This is a genomic window from Variovorax sp. GW821-FHT10B04, from assembly GCF_059415645.1.
Genome location: NZ_JBWKNQ010000012.1, coordinates 41,146 through 59,838, shown reverse-complemented (window position 1 = coordinate 59,838; position 18,693 = coordinate 41,146). Strand labels below are relative to the sequence as shown.

Here is an 18,693-nt window from a genome sequence, read left to right as displayed (position 1 = left end):
CCGTGCGCCGCCTGACGTTCGTGTGTCGCTGCGCCGGGTCAGGCGGCGGCCGAGCCCGCGTCGCGCACGAAGCGGACGAAACGCGCGAGCGCCGGATTCGCCGTATCGGCCGGCCAGACCAGGCTGGTCTCGCAGGCCGGCAAGGCCGTGGCGCCCTTGCGCCGCCCTGCGGGCGCGAACGCCTCGGCCGCGCGATAGACGACACCCTCGCGCCGGAACTGCATCACGCTCGCCGGCACCCAGGCAACGCCGATGCCGCCCCACACCAGGTTCACGATGGTCTGCATCTGGATCGCCTCCTGCGCGATCGTCGGCATGCGGCCGGCCGCGTGGTACAGCCCGAAGACCGCGTCGTGCAGCGACGGCACGATGCGCCGCGGAAAGATCACCAGCGGCTCGGCCAGCACGTCGGCCAGCGACAGCGTGTCGTCGACGGCCAGCGGATGCTGCGCCGGCAGCGCCAGCACCAGCGGCTCCTGCGCGACCGGCAGGCGCTCCAGCGCCGGCGGCGCGAAGCCGGGTGAATGCAGCATCAGGCCGGCGTCGATCTCGCCGCGCGCCAGGGCTTCGAGCTGCACGTCGCCGGTCGCCTCGACCAGCTCCAGCGCGACCTGCGGGCAGATCCGGCGGAACTCGCGCACCCAGGCCGGCAGGCGCTCGAAACCGATGGTCGAGACGAAAGCCAGCCGCACGCGGCCGACCTCGCCGGCGGCAGCGGCGCGCGCCCGTGCCGGCAGCGCCTGTGCCCGGTCGAGCAGGTCGCGCACGTCGGGCAGCAACGCCTCGCCGGCCGGCGTGAGCGCGACGCGCCGGCGCGTGCGGTCGAACAACACGATGCCCAGCGTTTTCTCGAGCTGGGCGATCGCCTGCGTGACGGGCGGCTGCGTCAGGTTCAGGCGCTGCGCGGCGCGGCCGAAGTGCAGCTCTTCAGCCACCGCGACGAACTGGCGCCAGACCCGCAAGTCGATCTGGGTTTCTTTCATATGCCGAGCATATCAATCGACCACTCCAAATGGATTGGAATGAATGAGTCATTGCGCGGATACTGGCGTCCCCCGATTCCCCCAGACAAGAGACGCCATGGACACCAAGACGATCCAGATCAACCGCCGCAGCGCGAACATCACCGAAGGCAAGGCGCGCGCCTCCAACCGCTCGATGTTCTATGCGATGGGCTACGAAGAAAGCGACTTCAAGAAGCCGATGGTCGGCGTCGCCAACGGCCACAGCACCATCACGCCCTGCAACTCCGGCCTGCAGAAGCTGGCCGATGCGGCCATCGCCGGCATCGAGGAATCGGGCGGCAACGCGCAGGTGTTCGGCACGCCGACCATTTCCGACGGCATGGCGATGGGCACCGAAGGCATGAAGTACTCGCTGGTCAGCCGCGAGGTCATCTCGGACTGCATCGAGACCTGCGTCGGCGGCCAATGGATGGACGGCGTGGTCGTGGTCGGCGGCTGCGACAAGAACATGCCCGGCGGCATGATGGGCATGCTGCGCGCCAACGTGCCGGCGATCTATGTCTACGGCGGCACCATCCTGCCGGGCCGCTACAAAGGCCAGGACCTGAACATCGTCAGCGTGTTCGAGGCGGTCGGCCAGAACGCCGCCGGCAACATGAGCGACGAGGACCTGAAGGAAATCGAGAAGCGCGCGATCCCGGGCACCGGCTCCTGCGGCGGCATGTACACCGCCAACACGATGTCCAGCGCGTTCGAGGCGCTGGGCATGAGCCTGCCCTACTCGTCGACCATGGCGAATCCGCACGACGAGAAGGAAAACTCCGCCAAGGAATCGGCCAAGGTGCTGATCGAGGCGATCAAGAAAGACCTGAAGCCGCGCGACATCGTGACCAAGAAGGCCATCGAGAACGCGGTGGCCGTGATCATGGCGACCGGCGGCTCGACCAACGCGGTGCTGCACTTCCTGTCGATCGCGCACGCGGCCGAAGTCGACTGGACCATCGACGACTTCGAGCGCATGCGCAAGAAGGTGCCGGTGATCTGCGACCTGAAGCCCAGCGGCAAATACCTCGCTGTCGACCTGCACAAGGCCGGCGGCATTCCGCAGGTCATGAAGGTGCTGCTGAAGGCCGGCCTGCTGCACGGCGACTGCATCACCATCACCGGCAAGACGATCGCCGAGACGCTGGCCGACGTGCCGGACGCGCCGCGCGCCGACCAGGACGTGATCCGCCCGATCGATCAGCCGATGTACGCCGAAGGCCATCTCGCCATCCTCAAGGGCAACCTGAGCCCCGAGGGCGCGGTCGCCAAGATCACCGGCCTGAAAAACCCGGTGATCACCGGCCCGGCACGCGTGTTCGACGACGAGCAGTCGGCGCTGGCCGCCATCCTGGCCGGCAAGATCGTGGCCGGCGACGTGATGGTGCTGCGCTATCTCGGCCCCAAGGGCGGACCGGGCATGCCTGAAATGCTGGCACCGACCGGCGCGCTGATCGGTGCGGGCCTGGGCGAAAGCGTGGGGCTGATCACCGACGGCCGCTTCTCCGGCGGCACCTGGGGCATGGTGGTCGGCCATGTGGCGCCGGAAGCCTATGCAGGCGGCCTGATCGCTTTCGTCAACGAGGGTGATTCGATCACCATCGATGCGCACACGCTCAAGCTGGAACTGAACGTGCCCGACGCCGAGATCGCCAAGCGCCGTGAAGGCTGGAAGGCGCCGGCACCGCGCTACACACGTGGCGTGCTCGCCAAGTTCGCGTTCAACGCCTCGAGCGCCAGCACGGGCGCAGTGCTCGACAACTATTGATCCGGATGACCACGAAAAAAGCCCTGCTGCTCGCGTTGCTGGGCCTTTGCCTGGCAACGCCGGCACTCGCCGATCTGGCGCTGGCGACGTCCAAGAACTGCATGAGCTGCCACCAGGTCGAGCGCAAGGTGCTGGGCCCGGCGTTCAAGGACATCGCGGCGCGCTACAAGGACAACCCGGGCGCGGCCGACGCGCTGGCCAACAAGATCCGCAAGGGCGGCTCCGGCGTCTGGGGCCCGCTGCCGATGCCGGCCAACAACCAGGTCAGCGAGGCCGATGCGAAGAAGCTCGCGGCCTGGGTGCTGTCGACCAAGTAGCAGCAGGCAAGTCGCGGCGGCGGACGGGCGACCGGCCGTCGTGGCTGCTGCCTAGAACTGTGGTGCCACCGGGGCGGGAACGACCGTCCGGCCCTCGATGCGATCCTCGAGCTGGCCGATGTGCGCGGCCAGCGTGTTCTCGGTCTGTTCGGCACGAAGCCGGACCGCACTCTCGAGTTGCTCGACCCGCGCCAGCAGCGCCGCATGGCGATCCGCGTTGCGCGCCATGTGCGTGTTCTCCTGTGTTTCGAGGAAGTTGCGCAGTTCGGTGAAGCGCGAGGCCTCGGCCTTGTCGGCCAGGTCGCGCTGTGCCTGCATTTCCTTCGTGTGACGACGCGTCTCGAGCAAAACCGAGCTCTGCAGGTACACCACGTAGACCACGAAGAACACGGCCAGCAGCGCGGTCAGGCCGAGCATGATCAGCCCGAGCGGCGCCGTGACGTCCATGAAGCCGATCGACATCGCGACGGGCGCAGCCAGCACGCCCCAGTTGAGCGCAGCCAGCGCCGCGATCAGCAGCACGACGACCAGCAGAACACCTGTTCTCAGACCCATGGGAAATCTCCTCGAAGTGACATCAGGGAGAGCTTGTAACCCATGCGCCGGCGCACACGTGTCGGACACCGTGCGCCGGCCCGGCCGGCATGTCGCTCAATAGGCCTGGCCCAGCTGGTCCAGGATGGCGGGGTTTTCGAGTGTCGACGTGTCCTGCGTGATCGCCTCGCCCTTTGCCAGGCTGCGCAGCAGGCGCCGCATGATCTTGCCGCTGCGCGTCTTCGGCAGGTTCTCGCCGAAGCGGATGTCGCGCGGCTTGGCGATCGGGCCGATCTCCTTCGCCACCCAGGCGCGCAGCTCGGCCGCGATCTGCCTGGCCTCGTCGCCGGTCGGGCGACCGCGCTTGAGCACGACGAAGGCGCAGACCGCCTCGCCCGTGACGTCGTCGGGCCGGCCGACCACGGCGGCCTCGGCCACCAGATCGGTCTTCGACACCAGCGCCGATTCGATCTCCATCGTGCCGAGCCGGTGGCCCGAGACGTTCAGCACGTCGTCGATGCGGCCGGTGATGCGGAAGTAGCCGCGGTCTTCGCTGCGTACCGCGCCGTCGCCCGCCAGGTAGATCGTGCCGCCCATCTCTTCAGGGAAGTAGCTCTTCTTGAAGCGCTCCGGGTCGTTCCAGATGGTGCGGATCATCGAGGGCCACGGCCGCTTGATGACCAGCATGCCGCCCGCGCCGTTGGGCAGGTCCTTGCCGGTCTCGTCCACGATCGCGGCCATGATGCCCGGCAGCGGCAGCGTGCAGGAGCCCGGCACCAGCGGCGTCGCGCCCGGCAGCGGCGTGATCACGTGGCCGCCGGTCTCGGTCTGCCAGAAGGTGTCGACGATCGGGCACTTCTCGTGGCCGATGTTCCGGTGGTACCACATCCAGGCCTCCGGGTTGATCGGCTCGCCGACCGAACCCAGGATGCGCAGGCTCGACAGGTTCCAGTTCTTCGGATGGACCTTGTCGTCGGACTCCGCGGCCTTGATGAGCGAACGGATCGCGGTCGGTGCCGTGTAGAAGATCGACACCTTGTGCTTCTCGATCATCTGCCAGAAGCGCCCGGCATGCGGGAAGGTCGGCACGCCCTCGAAGATGACCTGCGTGGCGCCGGCCGCGAGCGGGCCGTAGGTGACGTACGTGTGGCCGGTGATCCAGCCGATGTCGGCCGTGCACCAGAACACGTCGTCCGGACGCAGGTCGAAGGTCCAGTCCATCGTGAGCTTGGCCCACAGCAGGTAGCCGCCCGTGGCGTGCTGCACGCCCTTGGGCTTGCCGGTCGAACCCGAGGTGTAGAGGATGAACAGCGGATGCTCGGCATCGACCGGCTCCGGCGGGCATTCGTTGGCCTGGCCTTCGAGGGCCTCGATCACCTCGTCGAAGGTCTTGTCACGGCCTTCGACGCGCTTCCAGTCGGTCAGCGTGCGTTCGTACACCAGCACGGTCTTGATCGACTCGCAACCGCCGAGTGCGATGCCGTCGTCGACGATGGCCTTCAGCGGCAGTTCCTTGCCGCCACGCAGCTGGTAGTTGGCCGTGATGACGGCGACCGCGCCGGCGTCGATGATGCGTTCCTGCAGCGCCTTGGCCGAGAAGCCGCCGAACACCACGCTGTGCGTGGCGCCGATGCGCGCGCAGGCCTGCATCGCGATCACGCCTTCGACGGTCATCGGCATGTAGATGATGACGCGATCGCCCTTCTTGATGCCCTCGGCCTTCAGCGCATTCGCAAAATGCGACACGCGCAGCAGCAACTGCTTGTAGGTGATCTCGGTGACCTCGCCGTCATCGGCCTCGAAGATGATCGCGGTCTTGTTCTCGACCGGCGTACCGATGTGCTTGTCGAGGCAGTTGGCCGAGGCGTTGAGCTGGCCGTCGTCGAACCACTTGTAAAACGGCGCATTGGACTCGTCGAGCGTGCGCGTGAAGGGCTTGGTCCAGACCACGTTGTCACGGGCGTGGCGTGCCCAGAAGCCTTCGAAGTCGCTCGCGGCTTCGGCGCACAGCGCGTCGTAGGCGGCCATGCCGCTGATGCGCGCGCCCTGCTGCGCGCGCGCGTCGGGCGGGAACACGCGGTTCTCGACAAGGACGGATTCGATGTGGGTGGGGCTGCTCATTGCGTGTCTCCTGGAGCTGTGTGGAATGCGGCCGTAATGTCGATGCGGGCACTTACGGGCCACTGACGCAACGATGTTAGTACCGCAAGGGCATCACCGTCCGGACACGAGGGCCATCCTAGAATCGCGGCCGTCGTTCCTGAACGCCTCCTGACTACCCCCGCCACCGAATTCACCAACTCCCGATGTCCGCACCCGACCTAGACCCCTTCGATCCGCCCTCCGCACGCCGCGGTTCGCCGATGCGTCCGCTGCCCAAGCTCATCTTCGCGAGCCGCTGGCTCCAGCTTCCACTCTATCTCGGCCTGATCGTTGCGCAGGGTGTGTACGTGGTCCACTTCCTGGTGGAACTGCTGCACCTGGTGGAAGCCGCGTTCGGCAGCCAGACGGCCCTGCAGGCGCTGGTCAGCAGCATCGGCTACAAGCCCGACCTGCCGATCACGACGCTCAACGAGACAGTGATCATGCTGGTGGTGCTGGCCTTGATCGACGTGGTCATGATCTCCAACCTGCTGATCATGGTGATCGTCGGCGGCTACGAGACCTTCGTGAGCCGCATGGATCTCGATGGCCATCGCGACCAGCCCGAATGGCTGAGCCACGTGAATGCGTCGGTGCTGAAGGTGAAGCTGGGCCTGTCGATCATCGGCATCAGCTCGATCCATTTGCTGAAGACCTTCATCAATGCCGACAACTACACCGACCGCGTGCTGATCGCGCAGACCACGATCCACATCGCGTTCCTGCTGTCGGCGATGGCCATTGCGTACACCGACAAGCTGATGAGCAGCACGCCGAACGGCAAGAATCACTGATACGCTGCTCGACGCACCGGAAGCCCGATGAAAAAAGCCCCGGTCCCCCGGGGCTTTTTCATGGCCGACGATCAGCGGCCGGTCATGTTCTCCGGCACCACCCACTGGTCGAACTGCTCGCCCGTGAGATGGCCCGACGCCACAGCGGCCTCGCGCAGACTCGAGCCTTCCTTGTGTGCCTTCTTGGCGATATAGGCTGCCTTGTCATAGCCGATGTGCGTGTTGAGCGCGGTCACCAGCATCAGTGAACGCTGGACCAGTTCGGTGATGCGCTCGCGGTTCGGCTCGATGCCGACCGCGCAATGGTCGTTGAAGCTCACCATGCCGTCGGCCAGCAGCCGCACGCTCTGCAGGAAGTTGTGGGCCACCATCGGGCGGAACACGTTGAGTTCGAAGTTGCCGGATGCGCCGCCGAAGTTGATGGCGACGTCGTTGCCGAACACCTGCGCGGCCAGCATCGTGACCGCCTCGCTCTGGGTCGGGTTGACCTTGCCCGGCATGATCGACGAGCCGGGTTCGTTCTCGGGAATGCTCAGTTCGCCGATGCCGCTGCGCGGACCGCTGGCCAGCCAGCGCACGTCGTTGGCGATCTTCATCATGCTGGCGGCGAGCGTCTTCAGCGCGCCGTGCGCATGCACCAGCGCGTCGACCGACGCCATGGCCTCGAACTTGTTCGGCGCGGTGATGAAGGGCAGGCCTGTGAGCTTGGCGAGTTCGGCGGCGACCTGCTCGGCATAGCCCTTGGGCGCATTCAGGCCGGTGCCGACGGCCGTGCCGCCCAGCGCCAACTCGCTCAGGTGCGGCAATGCGGCGCGCACGTGCGCTTCGCCGTGCGCGAGCTGCGCCACGTAACCGGAGAACTCCTGACCCAGCGTGAGCGGCGTCGCATCCTGCAGATGGGTGCGGCCGATCTTGACGATGTCCATGAAGGCGATCGACTTCTGCTCGAGCGTGCCGCGCAGCTTGGCGATGGCCGGCAGCAGCTTGTGGGTGAGCGCCTCGACCGCCGCCACGTGCATGGCGGTCGGGAACACGTCGTTGCTCGACTGGCTGCGGTTGACGTCGTCGTTCGGGTGCACGAGGCGCCCTTCGCCGCGTTCGCCGCCGAGGATCTCGCTGGCACGGTTGGCCAGCACCTCGTTGACGTTCATGTTGCTCTGCGTTCCGGAGCCGGTCTGCCACACCACCAGCGGGAATTCGTCCGGATGCTGGCCGGCGATGACTTCGTCGGCGGCCGCCACGATCGCCTTCGTCTTCTTTTCGTCCTGCAGGCCCAGCGCGTGGTTGACCACCGCCGAGGCGCGCTTCACCTGGGCCAGCGCCTTGATGATCTCGCGCGGCTGCTGCTCGCCCGAGATGTCGAAATTCTGCAGTGAGCGCTGCGTTTGCGCGCCCCACAGCTTGTCGGCCGGCACGTCGATCGGTCCGAAGGTATCGCGCTCGGCACGGGTCTTGGGGGAAGTCGTCATGAAAAAAGCTCCGCAGTCATGGAAGAAAGCGCCCGCTCGCGGGGCGCGGGGCAGAGTATCGGCCCAATAGGAATGGATCGCATCTGACGAGGCCATTGCCTGGCCGCCGACAGCACGATACGTCGAGCAGCTTGACCTCTTCATGCATAAAAGTCATAATCAACGACTTCAGACGACCGGCAAGTCATGATGACTGCGTCGGTCGAACCTGTGCTACTCGCGGATCTCCGAATCCCGTCGCGGCGCAGGGATCTTCGCCGGGCCCAGCCCGGCACCCGGCCGGAGCCTTCTCCGGTCCCCACTGCCACGTTGCGCGTATTTCGCACGAGGCTCTGGTTGCGTCGCCATCGATGTGTCGTCTTCAGTGCCTTGTCGGCAGCCCCATCGGCTGCGGCGTGGCTGCGGTCGCTCATGCGTCCGCGCCCTGTCCACCCCCCACAAAGGAGCCCGGCATATGGCCAAAGGAATTCTCATCGACCATGTCTTCAAGGTGTTCGGCGATCAGCCACAACAGGCACTGGAGCTGGTCCGCCAAGGACTTTCGAAGAAGGAGATCCTCGCGCGCACCGGCCAGTCGATCGGCGTGTTCGACGCCACGTTCGAGATCCAGGCCGGCGAGATCTTCGTGATCATGGGTCTGTCGGGCTCCGGCAAGTCGACGCTGGTGCGGCTGCTGAACCGGCTGATCGAGCCGACCGCCGGCCGCATCGTGATCGACGGCGCCGACATCAACGAACACTCCGATGCCCGGCTGCGCGCGCTGCGCCGCAAGGACATCAGCATGGTGTTCCAGTCCTTCGCGCTGATGCCGCACATGACGGTGCGCGAGAACACCGCCTTCGGCCTGGAGCTGTCGGGCACCGGCAAGGCAGAACGGCTCGCGCAGGCGGACAAGGCGCTGGCGCAGGTCGGCCTGGCCGGCTGGGGCGACAGCTATCCCGACGAGCTCTCGGGCGGCATGCAGCAGCGCGTCGGCCTGGCGCGCGCACTGGCGTCGGACCCGTCGATCCTGCTGATGGACGAGGCCTTCTCGGCGCTCGACCCGATCATCCGCACCGAGATGCAGTCGGAATTGCTGCGCCTGCAGCAGGAACAGCGCCGCACCATCGTCTTCATCTCGCATGACCTGGACGAGGCCATGCGCATCGGCGACCGTATCGCGATCATGAAGGACGGCCACGTGATCCAGGTCGGCACGCCGGACGAGATCCTGCGCAGCCCCGCCGACGACTACGTGCGAAGCTTCGTGCGCGGCGTGGACGCAGCCGCGGTGTTCAAGGCGGCCGACATCGCCCGCAAGTCGCTCACCGTGGTCAGCGAGCACCCGGAGCGTGGTGCCCGCGCGGCGCTCAAGCTGCTGGAAGACCAGGACCGCGACTTCGCCTATGTCACGAGTCCGACCAAGCGCTTTCTCGGCGTGGTGTCGGCCGACACCCTGCGCGCGGCGCTCGACGGGCATTCCGGCCCGCTCGGACTGCAGCACGCGTTCCTTGGCGGCCTGCCGTCGATCGAGGCCGACGCGCCCGTCGCCGGCCTGATCGGCCAATTGGCGCAGGCGCCCTGCGCGCTGCCCGTGGTGGCCGACGACGGCCGCTTCTGCGGGGCGATCAGCAAGACGACGCTGCTCAAGTTCCTCGATCGCGACACGCCGCCGATCGAAGCCGTGCCCGCCAACGCGCCCCCCGCCCTCGCCGCCGAGCCGCACTGATTCCGAACGAAGGACCCCGAACCGATGAACGACAACACCCTTTCGTCCGAACTGAACATCCAGGCCGTCGACCCCACGCCGGCCATGCCCGCGGCCACGCCGCTCGACCCGTGGCAGGCGCTGTCTGCCGCGCCCGATGCCACGGCGACCAGTGCCTGGCTCGACGCGCCGGCCAGCGCCGCACACGCCGCGGGCACCGGCGCCGTCGATGCGAACCCGGGCTTTCACCTGTCTCGTCTCTGGGACGGCTCGCTGCCGATCGAAGCGTGGATCAACCACGGCCTGGGCTGGGTCGTCGAACACTTCCGCCCTTTCTTCCAGACCGTGCGCCTGCCGATCGACAGCGTGCTCAACCACGTGCAGGCCTTGCTCACCGGCCTGCCGGCGTTGGCGATGATCGCGCTGATCGGCCTGCTGGCCTGGCAGTTCGCGGGCCGCGCCTTGGCCATCGGCACGGCCGTCGCGCTGCTGCTGGTCGCCATGCTCGGCATCTGGCCCGAGGCGATGGTGACGCTGTCGCTCGTGTTGACCTCGCTGGTGTTCTGCATGGTGATCGGACTGCCGCTCGGTGTGCTGCTGGCCAGCAGCGACCGCGCTCAGCGCGTGATGCGGCCGGTGCTCGACGCCATGCAGACCACGCCGGCCTTCGTCTACCTGGTGCCCGTGGTGATGCTGTTCGGCATCGGCAACGTGCCGGGCGTGATCGTGACCATCGTGTTCGCGCTAGCGCCGCTGGTGCGACTGACCAACCTTGGCTTGCGCCAGGTGCGTCCGGACCTGATCGAGGCGGCGCGCGCCTACGGCGCATCGCCCTGGCAGATGCTCGTGAAGGTGCAGTTGCCGCTGGCAATGCCTTCGATCATGGCCGGCATCAACCAGGCGCTGATGCTGTCGCTGTCGATGGTGGTGATCGCTTCGATGATCGCCGTCGGCGGCCTGGGCCAGATGGTGCTGCGTGGCATCGGGCGGCTGGACATGGGCCTGGCCACCGTGGGCGGCCTGGGCATCGTGCTGCTCGCCATCACGCTGGACCGGCTGACGCAGGCGATGGGGCAATCGCGCCGCGCCGCAGGCCGCCGCTGGTGGCACACCGGGCCGGCCGGCTTCACGCTGCGGCTGCTGCATCGCGCCGTGGCGCCTGCGCGACCCGTTGAAGAACCGGCCCTCGCGCTGTCCACCACGCAAGCCCGATGAACACGCAAGCTGGAGAACCCCGTCGAATGAAGAAGCAAACCCAACTCGTCGCTCGCTGCCTGCTCGCCATCGCCCTCCTGACTTCAGGCGTGGCGGCTCAGGCGGCCAGCGATCTGCCCGGCACCGGCGTCACCGTGCAGCCGCTGAAAAGCTCGCTGGCCGAGGAAGCCTTCCAGACGCTGCTGGTGATGCGCGCACTCGAACAGCTCGGCTACACGGTCGAGCCGATGAAGGACCTCGAGCCCGCCACCGAACACCTCGCCATCGCCAACGGCGACGCCACCTTCATGGCGAACCACTGGAGCCTGTTGCATGCGGACTTCTACAAGAACAGCGGCGGTGACGCCAAGCTGTGGCGCAAGAGTGTGTATTCCGACGGCGCCGTGCAGGGCTACCTGATCGACCGCAAGACCGCGGAGCAATACGGCATCACGAACATCGCGCAACTCAAGAACCCCGACATCGCGAAGCTGTTCGACACCGACGGCGACGGCAAGGCCGACCTCACCGGCTGCAACCCGGGCTGGGGCTGCGAGCTGGCGATCGAGAGCCATCTGAATGCCTACCAGCTGCGCGACACCGTCACCCACAAGCAAGGCAGTTATGCCGCGCTGATGGCCGACACCATTGCACGCTTCAGGCAGGACAAGCCGGTGCTGTACTACACCTGGACGCCCTACTGGGTCAGCGCCGTGCTGCGTCCGGGCACCGACGTGGTGTGGCTGCAGGTACCGTTCTCGTCCTCGCAGGGCGGCGACGAAGTCGACACGCAGTTGCCGAACGGCAGGAACTACGGCTTCAGGGCCAACCAGGAACAGATCGTCGCCAACCGCGCGTTCGTCGAGAAGAACCCTGCCGCGGGTCGCCTGTTCGAGGTGATGACGCTGCCGATCTCCGACATCAATGCGCAGAACCTTCGCATGAGCGAAGGCCAGAACAGCGAGCAGGACGTGGCGCGCCAGACCGATGGCTGGATCCGCGCGCACCAGACCATCTTCGACGGCTGGCTTGCCGAGGCGCGCGCGGCCGCAAAGTAGAGCGGCAACGTCGGCCTGGTGGTGGCTGAGATAATCGCGGGGCTTTTGCGTTTGTATTCCCCACTAAAAAACACCCCACCATGACGACCACGATCCAGCAGGCCGACCTGATCGAATCGATCAGCGCCGCGCTGCAGTACATCAGCTATTACCACCCGACCGACTACATCGCGCACCTGGCCAAGGCCTACGAGCGCGAGCAAAGCCCCGCGGCCAAGGACGCCATCGCGCAGATCCTGACCAACAGCAAGATGAGCGCGACCGGCCAGCGCCCGATCTGCCAGGACACCGGCATTGTCAACGTGTTCCTCAAGGTCGGCATGGACGTGCGCTGGGGCGGCTTCACGGGTTCGCTCGACGACGCGATCAACGAAGGCGTGCGCCGGGGCTACAACCATCCGGACAACACGCTGCGCGCCTCGGTCGTGGCCGACCCGCAGTTCGATCGCAAGAACACCAAGGACAACACGCCCGCGGTGATCTTCACCGAGATCGTTCCGGGCGATAAGCTGGAAGTGACCGTCGCGGCCAAGGGCGGCGGCAGCGAGAACAAGAGCAAGCTCGTGATGCTGAACCCCGGTGACAGCGTGGTCGACTGGGTGCTGAAAACGGTGCCGACGATGGGCGCCGGCTGGTGCCCGCCGGGCATGCTGGGCATCGGCATCGGCGGCACCGCCGAGAAGGCCGCGCTGATGGCCAAGGAAAGCCTGATGGACGACCTCGACATGCACGAGCTGCAGGCCAAGAAGGCCTCGGGCGCCGAACTGACGAAGGTCGAGGCGCTGCGCATCGAGCTGTACGAGAAGGTCAACGCGCTGGGCATCGGCGCGCAGGGCCTGGGCGGCCTCGCCACCGTGCTCGACATCAAGATCAAGATGTATCCGACGCATGCCGCGAGCAAGCCGGTCGCGATGATCCCGAACTGTGCGGCCACGCGCCACGCGCACTTCGTGATGGACGGCAGCGGCGCGGTCTACCTCACGCCGCCATCGCTGGACCTGTGGCCCGACGTCGACTGGACGCCCGACTACAACAAGAGCAAAAAGGTCGACCTCGACGCACTCACGCACGAAGAAGTGGCGAGCTGGAAGCCGGGTGACACCCTGCTGCTCAACGGCAAGATGCTGACCGGCCGCGATGCCGCGCACAAGCGCATCGCCGACATGCTGGCCAAGGGCGAGCCGCTGCCGGTGGACTTCAAGAACCGCGTCATCTATTACGTCGGCCCCGTCGACCCGATGAAGGGCGAGGCGGTCGGCCCCGCCGGCCCGACCACCGCCACGCGCATGGACGGCTTCACCGAGATGATGCTGGCGCAGACCGGCCTGATCGCGATGATCGGCAAGGCCGAGCGCGGCCCGGTCGCGATCGAGGCGATCAAGAAGCACAAGAGCGCCTACCTCATGGCCGTGGGCGGCGCCGCCTACCTCGTGAGCAAGGCGATCAAGACCGCCAAGGTGGTCGGCTTCGCAGACCTCGGCATGGAAGCCATCTACGAATTCGACGTGGTCGACATGCCCGTGACGGTGGCGGTCGACGCCGGCGGCACGAGCGCGCACATCACCGGCCCGGCCGAGTGGCAGAAGCGCATCGCCAGCGGCGAATTCAAGACCATCGCGCTGGAAGCCGTTTGAACCCTCTGCACGCCGATGCCCAGCATATCCGCCGCGTCGAGCCGGCCGGCAGCGCCAGCGCTCCGATCGGCGTCTTCGACAGCGGCATCGGCGGGCTGAGCGTGCTCAACGCGCTGCGTGCGGCCTTGCCTCACGAGCGCTTCATCTACTTCGCGGACACGGGGCACGCGCCCTACGGCGAACGCACCGACGCCTACGTGATCGAACGAACGCGCTTCGTGGCAGACCACCTGCTGGCGACTTCCGGCGTGAAGGCGTTGGTGGTGGCCTGCAACACGGCCACGGCTGCGGCCATCCACCTGCTGCGCGAAGCCTATCCGTCGCTCCCGCTCGTCGGGCTCGAACCGGCGCTCAAGCCGGCGGTTGCACGCAGTGCCACCCAACACATCGCCGTGCTCGCAACCCGCGGCACGGTCACCAGCCGGAAGTTCGATGCGCTGCGACGGTCGTTCGCCGATCAGGCGAACTTCAGCGTCGTGGCCTGCGACGGACTGGCGGGTGCCATCGAGCGCGCCGACAGCGCCGAGATCGCAACACTGTGCGCCCGCTACGTACATGCCGCGGGTACGTTCGGCACGTCACCGGGCCAGATCGACACCCTGGTCCTTGGCTGCACGCACTACCCTTTCGTGGCGTCTGAGTTGCGGCGCCACACGGGCGATGACGTCACCTTCATCGACACGGGTGAAGCGGTTGCGCGCCAGACGCAGCGACTGCTCGCCACGGCCGGCCTGCTGGCCGACAAGGGTATCGGCGCAGCCTCGTTCATCGGGAGCGGGCCGGCGTCAGCGCTGGAACGCGCCGTCGCCCAATGGACAGCTCAGCCTGCCACCTTCGCATGATCCGCCGCCTGCTGGCTTTCGCTGCGGCGAGCTTCTGCCTTGCGGGGCATGCCGCCTGCGACACCGGCCTCGCGGAGCGAATGCAGGCCAAGCTGTACCCGGGTCGAGCGCTCGACCATGAGCGTGCGCTCTGCGAGCCCTGGCGCGGCTTCATGGGCCGCTTCGTGGTCGTGTTGCCGATGCCGCGCCCACGCCTGCCTTCCGCGCCCGAACTCTCGACCTACGATCTCGCGGTGCTGGTCGTGCAGCAGGCGGACAACGGCAATACCGAACGGGCGCGGGTCGTCAGCCGCTTCTTCCAGGCCTCGGCGCTCACCGAGGACGCGATCCGCATCGCCGATCTGAAAGTGGACACGGCGCGCTATGCGCTCGCCAGCGATGCACATGCTTTCGGTGTGCGGGTCGTCTACCGTGCCAGCTCGCGCACCAATCCCTACGAAAGCGACAGGCTGTCGCTGTTCGTACCGGAGGGCAACAAGCTCGTCCGCGTGCTCGACAGCCTCGAACTCACACTGGAGCGCGGCGAGTGGGACACCAACTGCGCCGGCAACTTCGAAACGGTTCGCAGCGGCCTTTCGGTGTTGCGCAGCACCAGCAACGGCTACGCCGACCTTCAACTGCGCCAGACCCGGTCTGAAAGCGTGTCCGAATCACAAGGCGAGGAATGCATGACGCGCGAGAAGCCGGCCAGCTTCCACGCCGCGCTGCTCCATTTCGACGGCAAGATCTACCGCGCGCCCGCAGGCGTGACGCTCAACTAGCCGGACCCGGATCCGGCTGATCGGCCAGCGCGGTCGCACGTCCGCGCGCCATGTCGATCGGCAACAGCAGCAGAAGCCCGGCGATGAAAAGCCCGGCCGTTGCCAGGATCGCAATGCGCTGGTTGCCGCCGGTCATCCAGGTGATCGCACCGTAGCTGAGCGGCCCGATGATGCTGGCCAACTTGGTTGCGAACGACCACAGGCCGAAGAACTCGGCGAGCTGGCGCGGCGGCGCCAGAAGCCCGGTCATCGCGCGCCCGGCCGACTGGCTCGACCCCATGGCCAGGCCAGCGATCGTCGCCGCCCACCAGAACTCGCCTTTTGTGGTCACTGACGCTGCAATCACGCAGGCTGCGACCCATGCCACGAGTGTTCCCGCCAGGGCACGCTTGTGGCCGATGCGGTCCTGGATGTAGCCGAAGCCGAAAGCACCCAGCGCCGCCGCGATGTTCAACACGAAGATCAGCACCATGGTTTCTTTGGCGACGAAACCGATCACCTGCTCCGCATAAATGGCCGCCAGCGTGATGGCAACGGCAACGCCACCCTGGTAGCAGACCGTGCAAGCCAGCAGCCAGACGAAGTCGCGATAGCCAAGTGCCATGCGAAAGGTGCTGCGAAATTGCGCCCAGGCGTTCTGCCGCGCCATGGACGGCTGCGGCTCGGCGCGCTCGGGCAGCAAGAGAAAGGTTGCGCATGCGGCCAGGCCGTACATGCCTGCAGCAATCAACATGGCGACCGGCACGAAGTGCGAGGCAGGCAACCCATGCGCCTGCGCCGACAACACATAGGCCAGGCAAAGACCCAGGGTCAGCATGCCGCCGACGTAGCCGAAACCCCATCCCCACCCGCTCACCTTGCCCATACCATCGGCCGTTGCAAGCTCCGGCAAGAAAGCACCGGTGAGCGACTCGCCGTACGAATAGAAGGTGTTGGAAACGATCACGAAGAGCATCGCCACCGCCACGGCTGTCGCTCCGTGGAAGTAGGGGATCAAGGCCAGTGCGGCGGTCGACAGCACGCAAGCGACGGTCACGCCGATCAATGCGCGCTTCTTCGCCGCATGACGGTCCGCCCAGGCGCCGATGGCAGGCATGGTCGCCATCACGATCGCATAAGACATGCTCAGGGCTGCGGTCCAGGCAAACGTGGCCCAGGGTGCACCGCCCGCCACGCCGCCCACGAAATAGGCCGCAAACACGGCGGTGATGACCACCGTCGTGTAGCCCGAATTGGCGAAGTCGTACATCGCCCAACCGAACACCTCGCGCTTGCGTACACCCGGCTGCAAGGCCGACGCCGGAAAGGGGGACATGGGAATGCGCTCCGGCGAGTTGACGATCAGCGGCAGATTCAGTGCAGGTGGCGCGGGCGGCGACCACCGCCGTGGCCGCCCGGGCCACCGGCCCCACCGCTGCCACGCGGCCGCTTTCCGATTTCAAGCGAATTGACCAGCGCATCGAAACGATCGCCGAACAGCTTGTCGATCTCTGCCACCACGCCACCCAACTCGGCGCCATCGAAGTGACGCTCCATCAGATTGACAACGTCCTCGACGAGCAGGTCGCGCTGGACCTGCATGATGGCCGCTGGATTGGGGCCAACGAACATCATGACGAAGTCGTCGCGCGACTCCTCTTCAGGGTCACCTTCGTCTTCATCGAAATCGTTGTCGTAGAAGGTGACCTCGATCGCAGCACCCTGCTCCGCCAGGTCGTTGAGCGCCATGCACATCTCGTCGAGCGCCTGGCGAAAGTCCTCGTCGCCAGGAACTGTCCAACACATCTGGAGCATGCGCTCCTTGGGCTCGAAGCGGAGTCCGGGCTCTTCCTCGTAGGAACTCGTGGCGCCATCGGCCAGCGAACGCGCGCCGGCATAGGACCAGATGGGCTTGAGTGCTTCCTGAATCTGAGCCAGCGTCACATCCGAACGCAACGGCACGTCTCCATGCACATGAATCTCAAATGGAGCGTTGTAGCGAGGCATGACTTTGCTCCGTTGTAGTCTGAGTCTGGTGGTGCCCGGAACGGGAATCGAACCCGTATGCCTTTTTAATGGCGGCGGATTTTAAGTCCGGGCAATCCCATATAAATCAATAACTTAGCTTCTTGCGACCCAAACTGCTACCTTTTGCTCATTTTTTGAGCAGATTTTGCAGCCCTTTGGGGCTCATGAAGCGCCTGACTTATTATGCCGCCGGCCAACGTTTGTGCCGCGGCAACTACCGCGCCAGCTGTGTTCGACGTGGCGCAATCCAGTGCACCCAGAATCCCCGCATCCACGCTGCCATATACACAGCGCTCAGTGCGAACATCCCCCATTGGCCGGCCTGCCAAGTCGCCCAGAACCAGAACGGCTGCCCCACCATCCCGAACACGCATGCCCAGCGACGCCACGACGCGCGCCTTTCTTGCGACAGCCATGCCGCCGCAGCGCCGAGCAACATGATCGCGACCTGGTCAACCTGCATGAATTTCGCCGGTCGCGATGGGAGCAAGCCATGCGGTAGCAGCCGCAGTTGGGTCGTTCTCTTGCCGAAGCGGGTCCGCCCAGATCTCTTCAGCCACGGCCTCAAGCTCTCGGGGATCAATGGTGCGCCAGTGCTGTTGGAGGCGGTGCGCGCACGCCGCCTTCCATGTGGGGGTCAGTTCTGTTTCCATTACGCCAGTCTAGCGAGTTACTGTATATTCATCCAGTATTTCACAGATTGGCATGGCCTGAACGAGGCATGATCCGCTGACAATCAGCGGCGACGTCATGGTTACGTTTGACGATACCAACGTGCCGCGTTACCATTGAGACCAATGATCAAGGGCTTCCACTGCGACGACACCCGAAGTCTTTTTGAGGGTGCCCGAGTCCCGCGGTGGGCCAACATCGACAAGGTGGCGCTTCGCAAACTCGCGATGCTCAATGCAGCCGGGGCACTCACTGACCTTCGCGTGCCGCCTGGCAATCGCCTTGCGGCACTGGTTGGCGATCGCGCCGGTCAGCACAGCATTCGCGTCAATGATCAGTGGCGCGTCTGCTTCAAATGGACCGAGAGTGGCCCCGAAGGCGTAGAGATCGTCGACTACCACTGAGCCCTGATCGCTGTGTGTTTTCGCGCTGAGAAGGAGTTTCCATGACACGCCAAGTACCGTACCCGCATCCCGGCGAAATCCTGGCCGAGGAATTTCTGCAGCCCATGGGCATCACGCCCTACAAGCTCGCCCAGGCGATTCATGTGCCCCTGACTCGCATCACTGCCATCATCGCTGGCAAGCGCAGCGTGACTGCAGACACGGGCCTGCGTCTATCTCGTGCTTTTGGCGTGAGCGACTGTTTCTGGACGAACTTGCAGCGAGATTACGAGGCGGCGGTAGCGAAAGATCAGCTCGGTGCGGAGCTGGACACTATTGAGCTGCTAGCAGCGTGACGCATCCCGTGAAACTAGGTGCGTCAGCAGGCTGGAGTTACCAACAATGTCCGGCAGCTTTCTGCGTG

At 65.9% G+C, this 18,693-nt stretch carries 19 protein-coding genes; 11 read left to right on the top strand and 8 right to left on the bottom strand.

Annotated elements, in window-relative coordinates:
* Positions 1 to 38: 38 nt before the first annotated feature.
* Entirely contained in the window at positions 39 to 983 is a 945-nt protein-coding gene (locus AC07PZ_RS24910) for a LysR family transcriptional regulator (protein WP_495297840.1), read from the bottom strand.
* A gap of 97 nt (positions 984 to 1,080) precedes the next feature.
* Here AC07PZ_RS24910 and ilvD point away from each other — a divergent pair, with 97 nt between their 5' ends.
* Together ilvD and AC07PZ_RS24900 are read left to right on the top strand one after the other, a co-directional pair.
* Positions 1,081 to 2,775: a dihydroxy-acid dehydratase gene (ilvD, locus tag AC07PZ_RS24905; protein WP_495297839.1), complete on the top strand. Its 1,695-nt coding sequence runs from the start codon at positions 1,081 to 1,083 to the stop codon at positions 2,773 to 2,775.
* Between the two features lie 5 nt (positions 2,776 to 2,780).
* Positions 2,781 to 3,092, top strand: a complete 312-nt coding sequence (locus tag AC07PZ_RS24900) for a c-type cytochrome (RefSeq protein ID WP_495297838.1) — start codon at positions 2,781 to 2,783, stop codon at positions 3,090 to 3,092.
* Between the two features lie 51 nt (positions 3,093 to 3,143).
* Here AC07PZ_RS24900 and AC07PZ_RS24895 read toward each other — a convergent pair whose 3' ends face one another.
* Together AC07PZ_RS24895 and acs are read right to left on the bottom strand one after the other, a co-directional pair.
* Positions 3,144 to 3,647 (bottom strand): LapA family protein, encoded by a 504-nt coding sequence (locus AC07PZ_RS24895; RefSeq protein WP_495297837.1) that lies wholly within the window; start codon positions 3,645 to 3,647, stop codon positions 3,144 to 3,146.
* A 96-nt stretch (positions 3,648 to 3,743) separates the two neighbouring features.
* Entirely contained in the window at positions 3,744 to 5,747 is a 2,004-nt protein-coding gene (gene acs, locus AC07PZ_RS24890) for an acetate--CoA ligase (RefSeq protein WP_495297836.1), read from the bottom strand.
* Positions 5,748 to 5,932: 185 nt separating this feature from the next.
* Between acs and AC07PZ_RS24885 the strand changes: the two genes are divergently transcribed.
* Positions 5,933 to 6,562 carry a TIGR00645 family protein gene (locus AC07PZ_RS24885; protein ID WP_495297835.1) on the top strand — a complete coding sequence of 210 codons (630 nt, stop codon included), beginning with the start codon at positions 5,933 to 5,935 and terminating at the stop codon, positions 6,560 to 6,562.
* A gap of 71 nt (positions 6,563 to 6,633) precedes the next feature.
* On the opposite strand, the gene fumC is transcribed toward AC07PZ_RS24885, so the two are convergent.
* Positions 6,634 to 8,031, bottom strand: a complete 1,398-nt coding sequence (fumC, locus tag AC07PZ_RS24880) for a class II fumarate hydratase (RefSeq protein WP_495297834.1) — start codon at positions 8,029 to 8,031, stop codon at positions 6,634 to 6,636.
* A 454-nt stretch (positions 8,032 to 8,485) separates the two neighbouring features.
* Here fumC and proV point away from each other — a divergent pair, with 454 nt between their 5' ends.
* The 6 genes from proV to AC07PZ_RS24850 all read left to right on the top strand — a co-directional run bounded on the left by proV (position 8,486) and on the right by AC07PZ_RS24850 (position 15,207).
* Positions 8,486 to 9,739, top strand: coding sequence for a glycine betaine/L-proline ABC transporter ATP-binding protein ProV (gene proV, locus AC07PZ_RS24875; protein WP_495297833.1), 1,254 nt, complete (start codon positions 8,486 to 8,488; stop codon positions 9,737 to 9,739).
* 24 nt (positions 9,740 to 9,763) lie between these two features.
* Complete coding sequence (gene proW, locus AC07PZ_RS24870; RefSeq protein WP_495297832.1) at positions 9,764 to 10,933, top strand: glycine betaine/L-proline ABC transporter permease ProW; 1,170 nt, start codon at positions 9,764 to 9,766, stop codon at positions 10,931 to 10,933.
* Between the two features lie 26 nt (positions 10,934 to 10,959).
* Positions 10,960 to 11,970 carry a glycine betaine/L-proline ABC transporter substrate-binding protein ProX gene (gene proX, locus AC07PZ_RS24865; protein ID WP_495297831.1) on the top strand — a complete coding sequence of 337 codons (1,011 nt, stop codon included), beginning with the start codon at positions 10,960 to 10,962 and terminating at the stop codon, positions 11,968 to 11,970.
* Between the two features lie 80 nt (positions 11,971 to 12,050).
* Positions 12,051 to 13,604 (top strand): fumarate hydratase, encoded by a 1,554-nt coding sequence (locus tag AC07PZ_RS24860; protein WP_495297830.1) that lies wholly within the window; start codon positions 12,051 to 12,053, stop codon positions 13,602 to 13,604.
* A gap of 5 nt (positions 13,605 to 13,609) precedes the next feature.
* Positions 13,610 to 14,446: a glutamate racemase gene (gene murI, locus AC07PZ_RS24855; protein ID WP_495297986.1), complete on the top strand. Its 837-nt coding sequence runs from the start codon at positions 13,610 to 13,612 to the stop codon at positions 14,444 to 14,446.
* Positions 14,443 to 15,207 carry a PA3715 family protein gene (locus AC07PZ_RS24850; protein WP_495297829.1) on the top strand — a complete coding sequence of 255 codons (765 nt, stop codon included), beginning with the start codon at positions 14,443 to 14,445 and terminating at the stop codon, positions 15,205 to 15,207. Before murI ends, AC07PZ_RS24850 begins: the two co-directional genes overlap by 4 nt.
* Here the strand turns inward: AC07PZ_RS24850 and AC07PZ_RS24845 are convergent.
* The 4 genes from AC07PZ_RS24845 to AC07PZ_RS24830 all read right to left on the bottom strand — a co-directional run bounded on the left by AC07PZ_RS24845 (position 15,200) and on the right by AC07PZ_RS24830 (position 17,867).
* The gene (locus AC07PZ_RS24845; RefSeq protein WP_495297828.1) at positions 15,200 to 16,522 is read right to left on the bottom strand and encodes an MFS transporter; all 1,323 of its coding nucleotides are present in this window, start codon (positions 16,520 to 16,522) and stop codon (positions 15,200 to 15,202) included. The genes AC07PZ_RS24850 and AC07PZ_RS24845 overlap by 8 nt on opposite strands.
* A gap of 38 nt (positions 16,523 to 16,560) precedes the next feature.
* Positions 16,561 to 17,193: a DUF6806 family protein gene (locus AC07PZ_RS24840; RefSeq protein ID WP_495297827.1), complete on the bottom strand. Its 633-nt coding sequence runs from the start codon at positions 17,191 to 17,193 to the stop codon at positions 16,561 to 16,563.
* A gap of 235 nt (positions 17,194 to 17,428) precedes the next feature.
* Positions 17,429 to 17,677 (bottom strand): hypothetical protein, encoded by a 249-nt coding sequence (locus AC07PZ_RS24835; protein WP_495297826.1) that lies wholly within the window; start codon positions 17,675 to 17,677, stop codon positions 17,429 to 17,431.
* Positions 17,667 to 17,867 (bottom strand): hypothetical protein, encoded by a 201-nt coding sequence (locus tag AC07PZ_RS24830; protein ID WP_495297825.1) that lies wholly within the window; start codon positions 17,865 to 17,867, stop codon positions 17,667 to 17,669. Before AC07PZ_RS24830 ends, AC07PZ_RS24835 begins: the two co-directional genes overlap by 11 nt.
* Positions 17,868 to 18,011: 144 nt before the next feature.
* Here AC07PZ_RS24830 and AC07PZ_RS24825 point away from each other — a divergent pair, with 144 nt between their 5' ends.
* Both AC07PZ_RS24825 and AC07PZ_RS24820 read left to right on the top strand, forming a co-directional pair.
* Positions 18,012 to 18,290, top strand: a complete 279-nt coding sequence (locus tag AC07PZ_RS24825; protein ID WP_495297824.1) for a type II toxin-antitoxin system RelE/ParE family toxin — start codon at positions 18,012 to 18,014, stop codon at positions 18,288 to 18,290.
* A gap of 41 nt (positions 18,291 to 18,331) precedes the next feature.
* A complete protein-coding gene (locus tag AC07PZ_RS24820; RefSeq protein ID WP_495297823.1) occupies positions 18,332 to 18,625 on the top strand; it encodes a HigA family addiction module antitoxin in 294 nt (97 codons plus the stop codon).
* Positions 18,626 to 18,693: the final 68 nt, after the last annotated feature.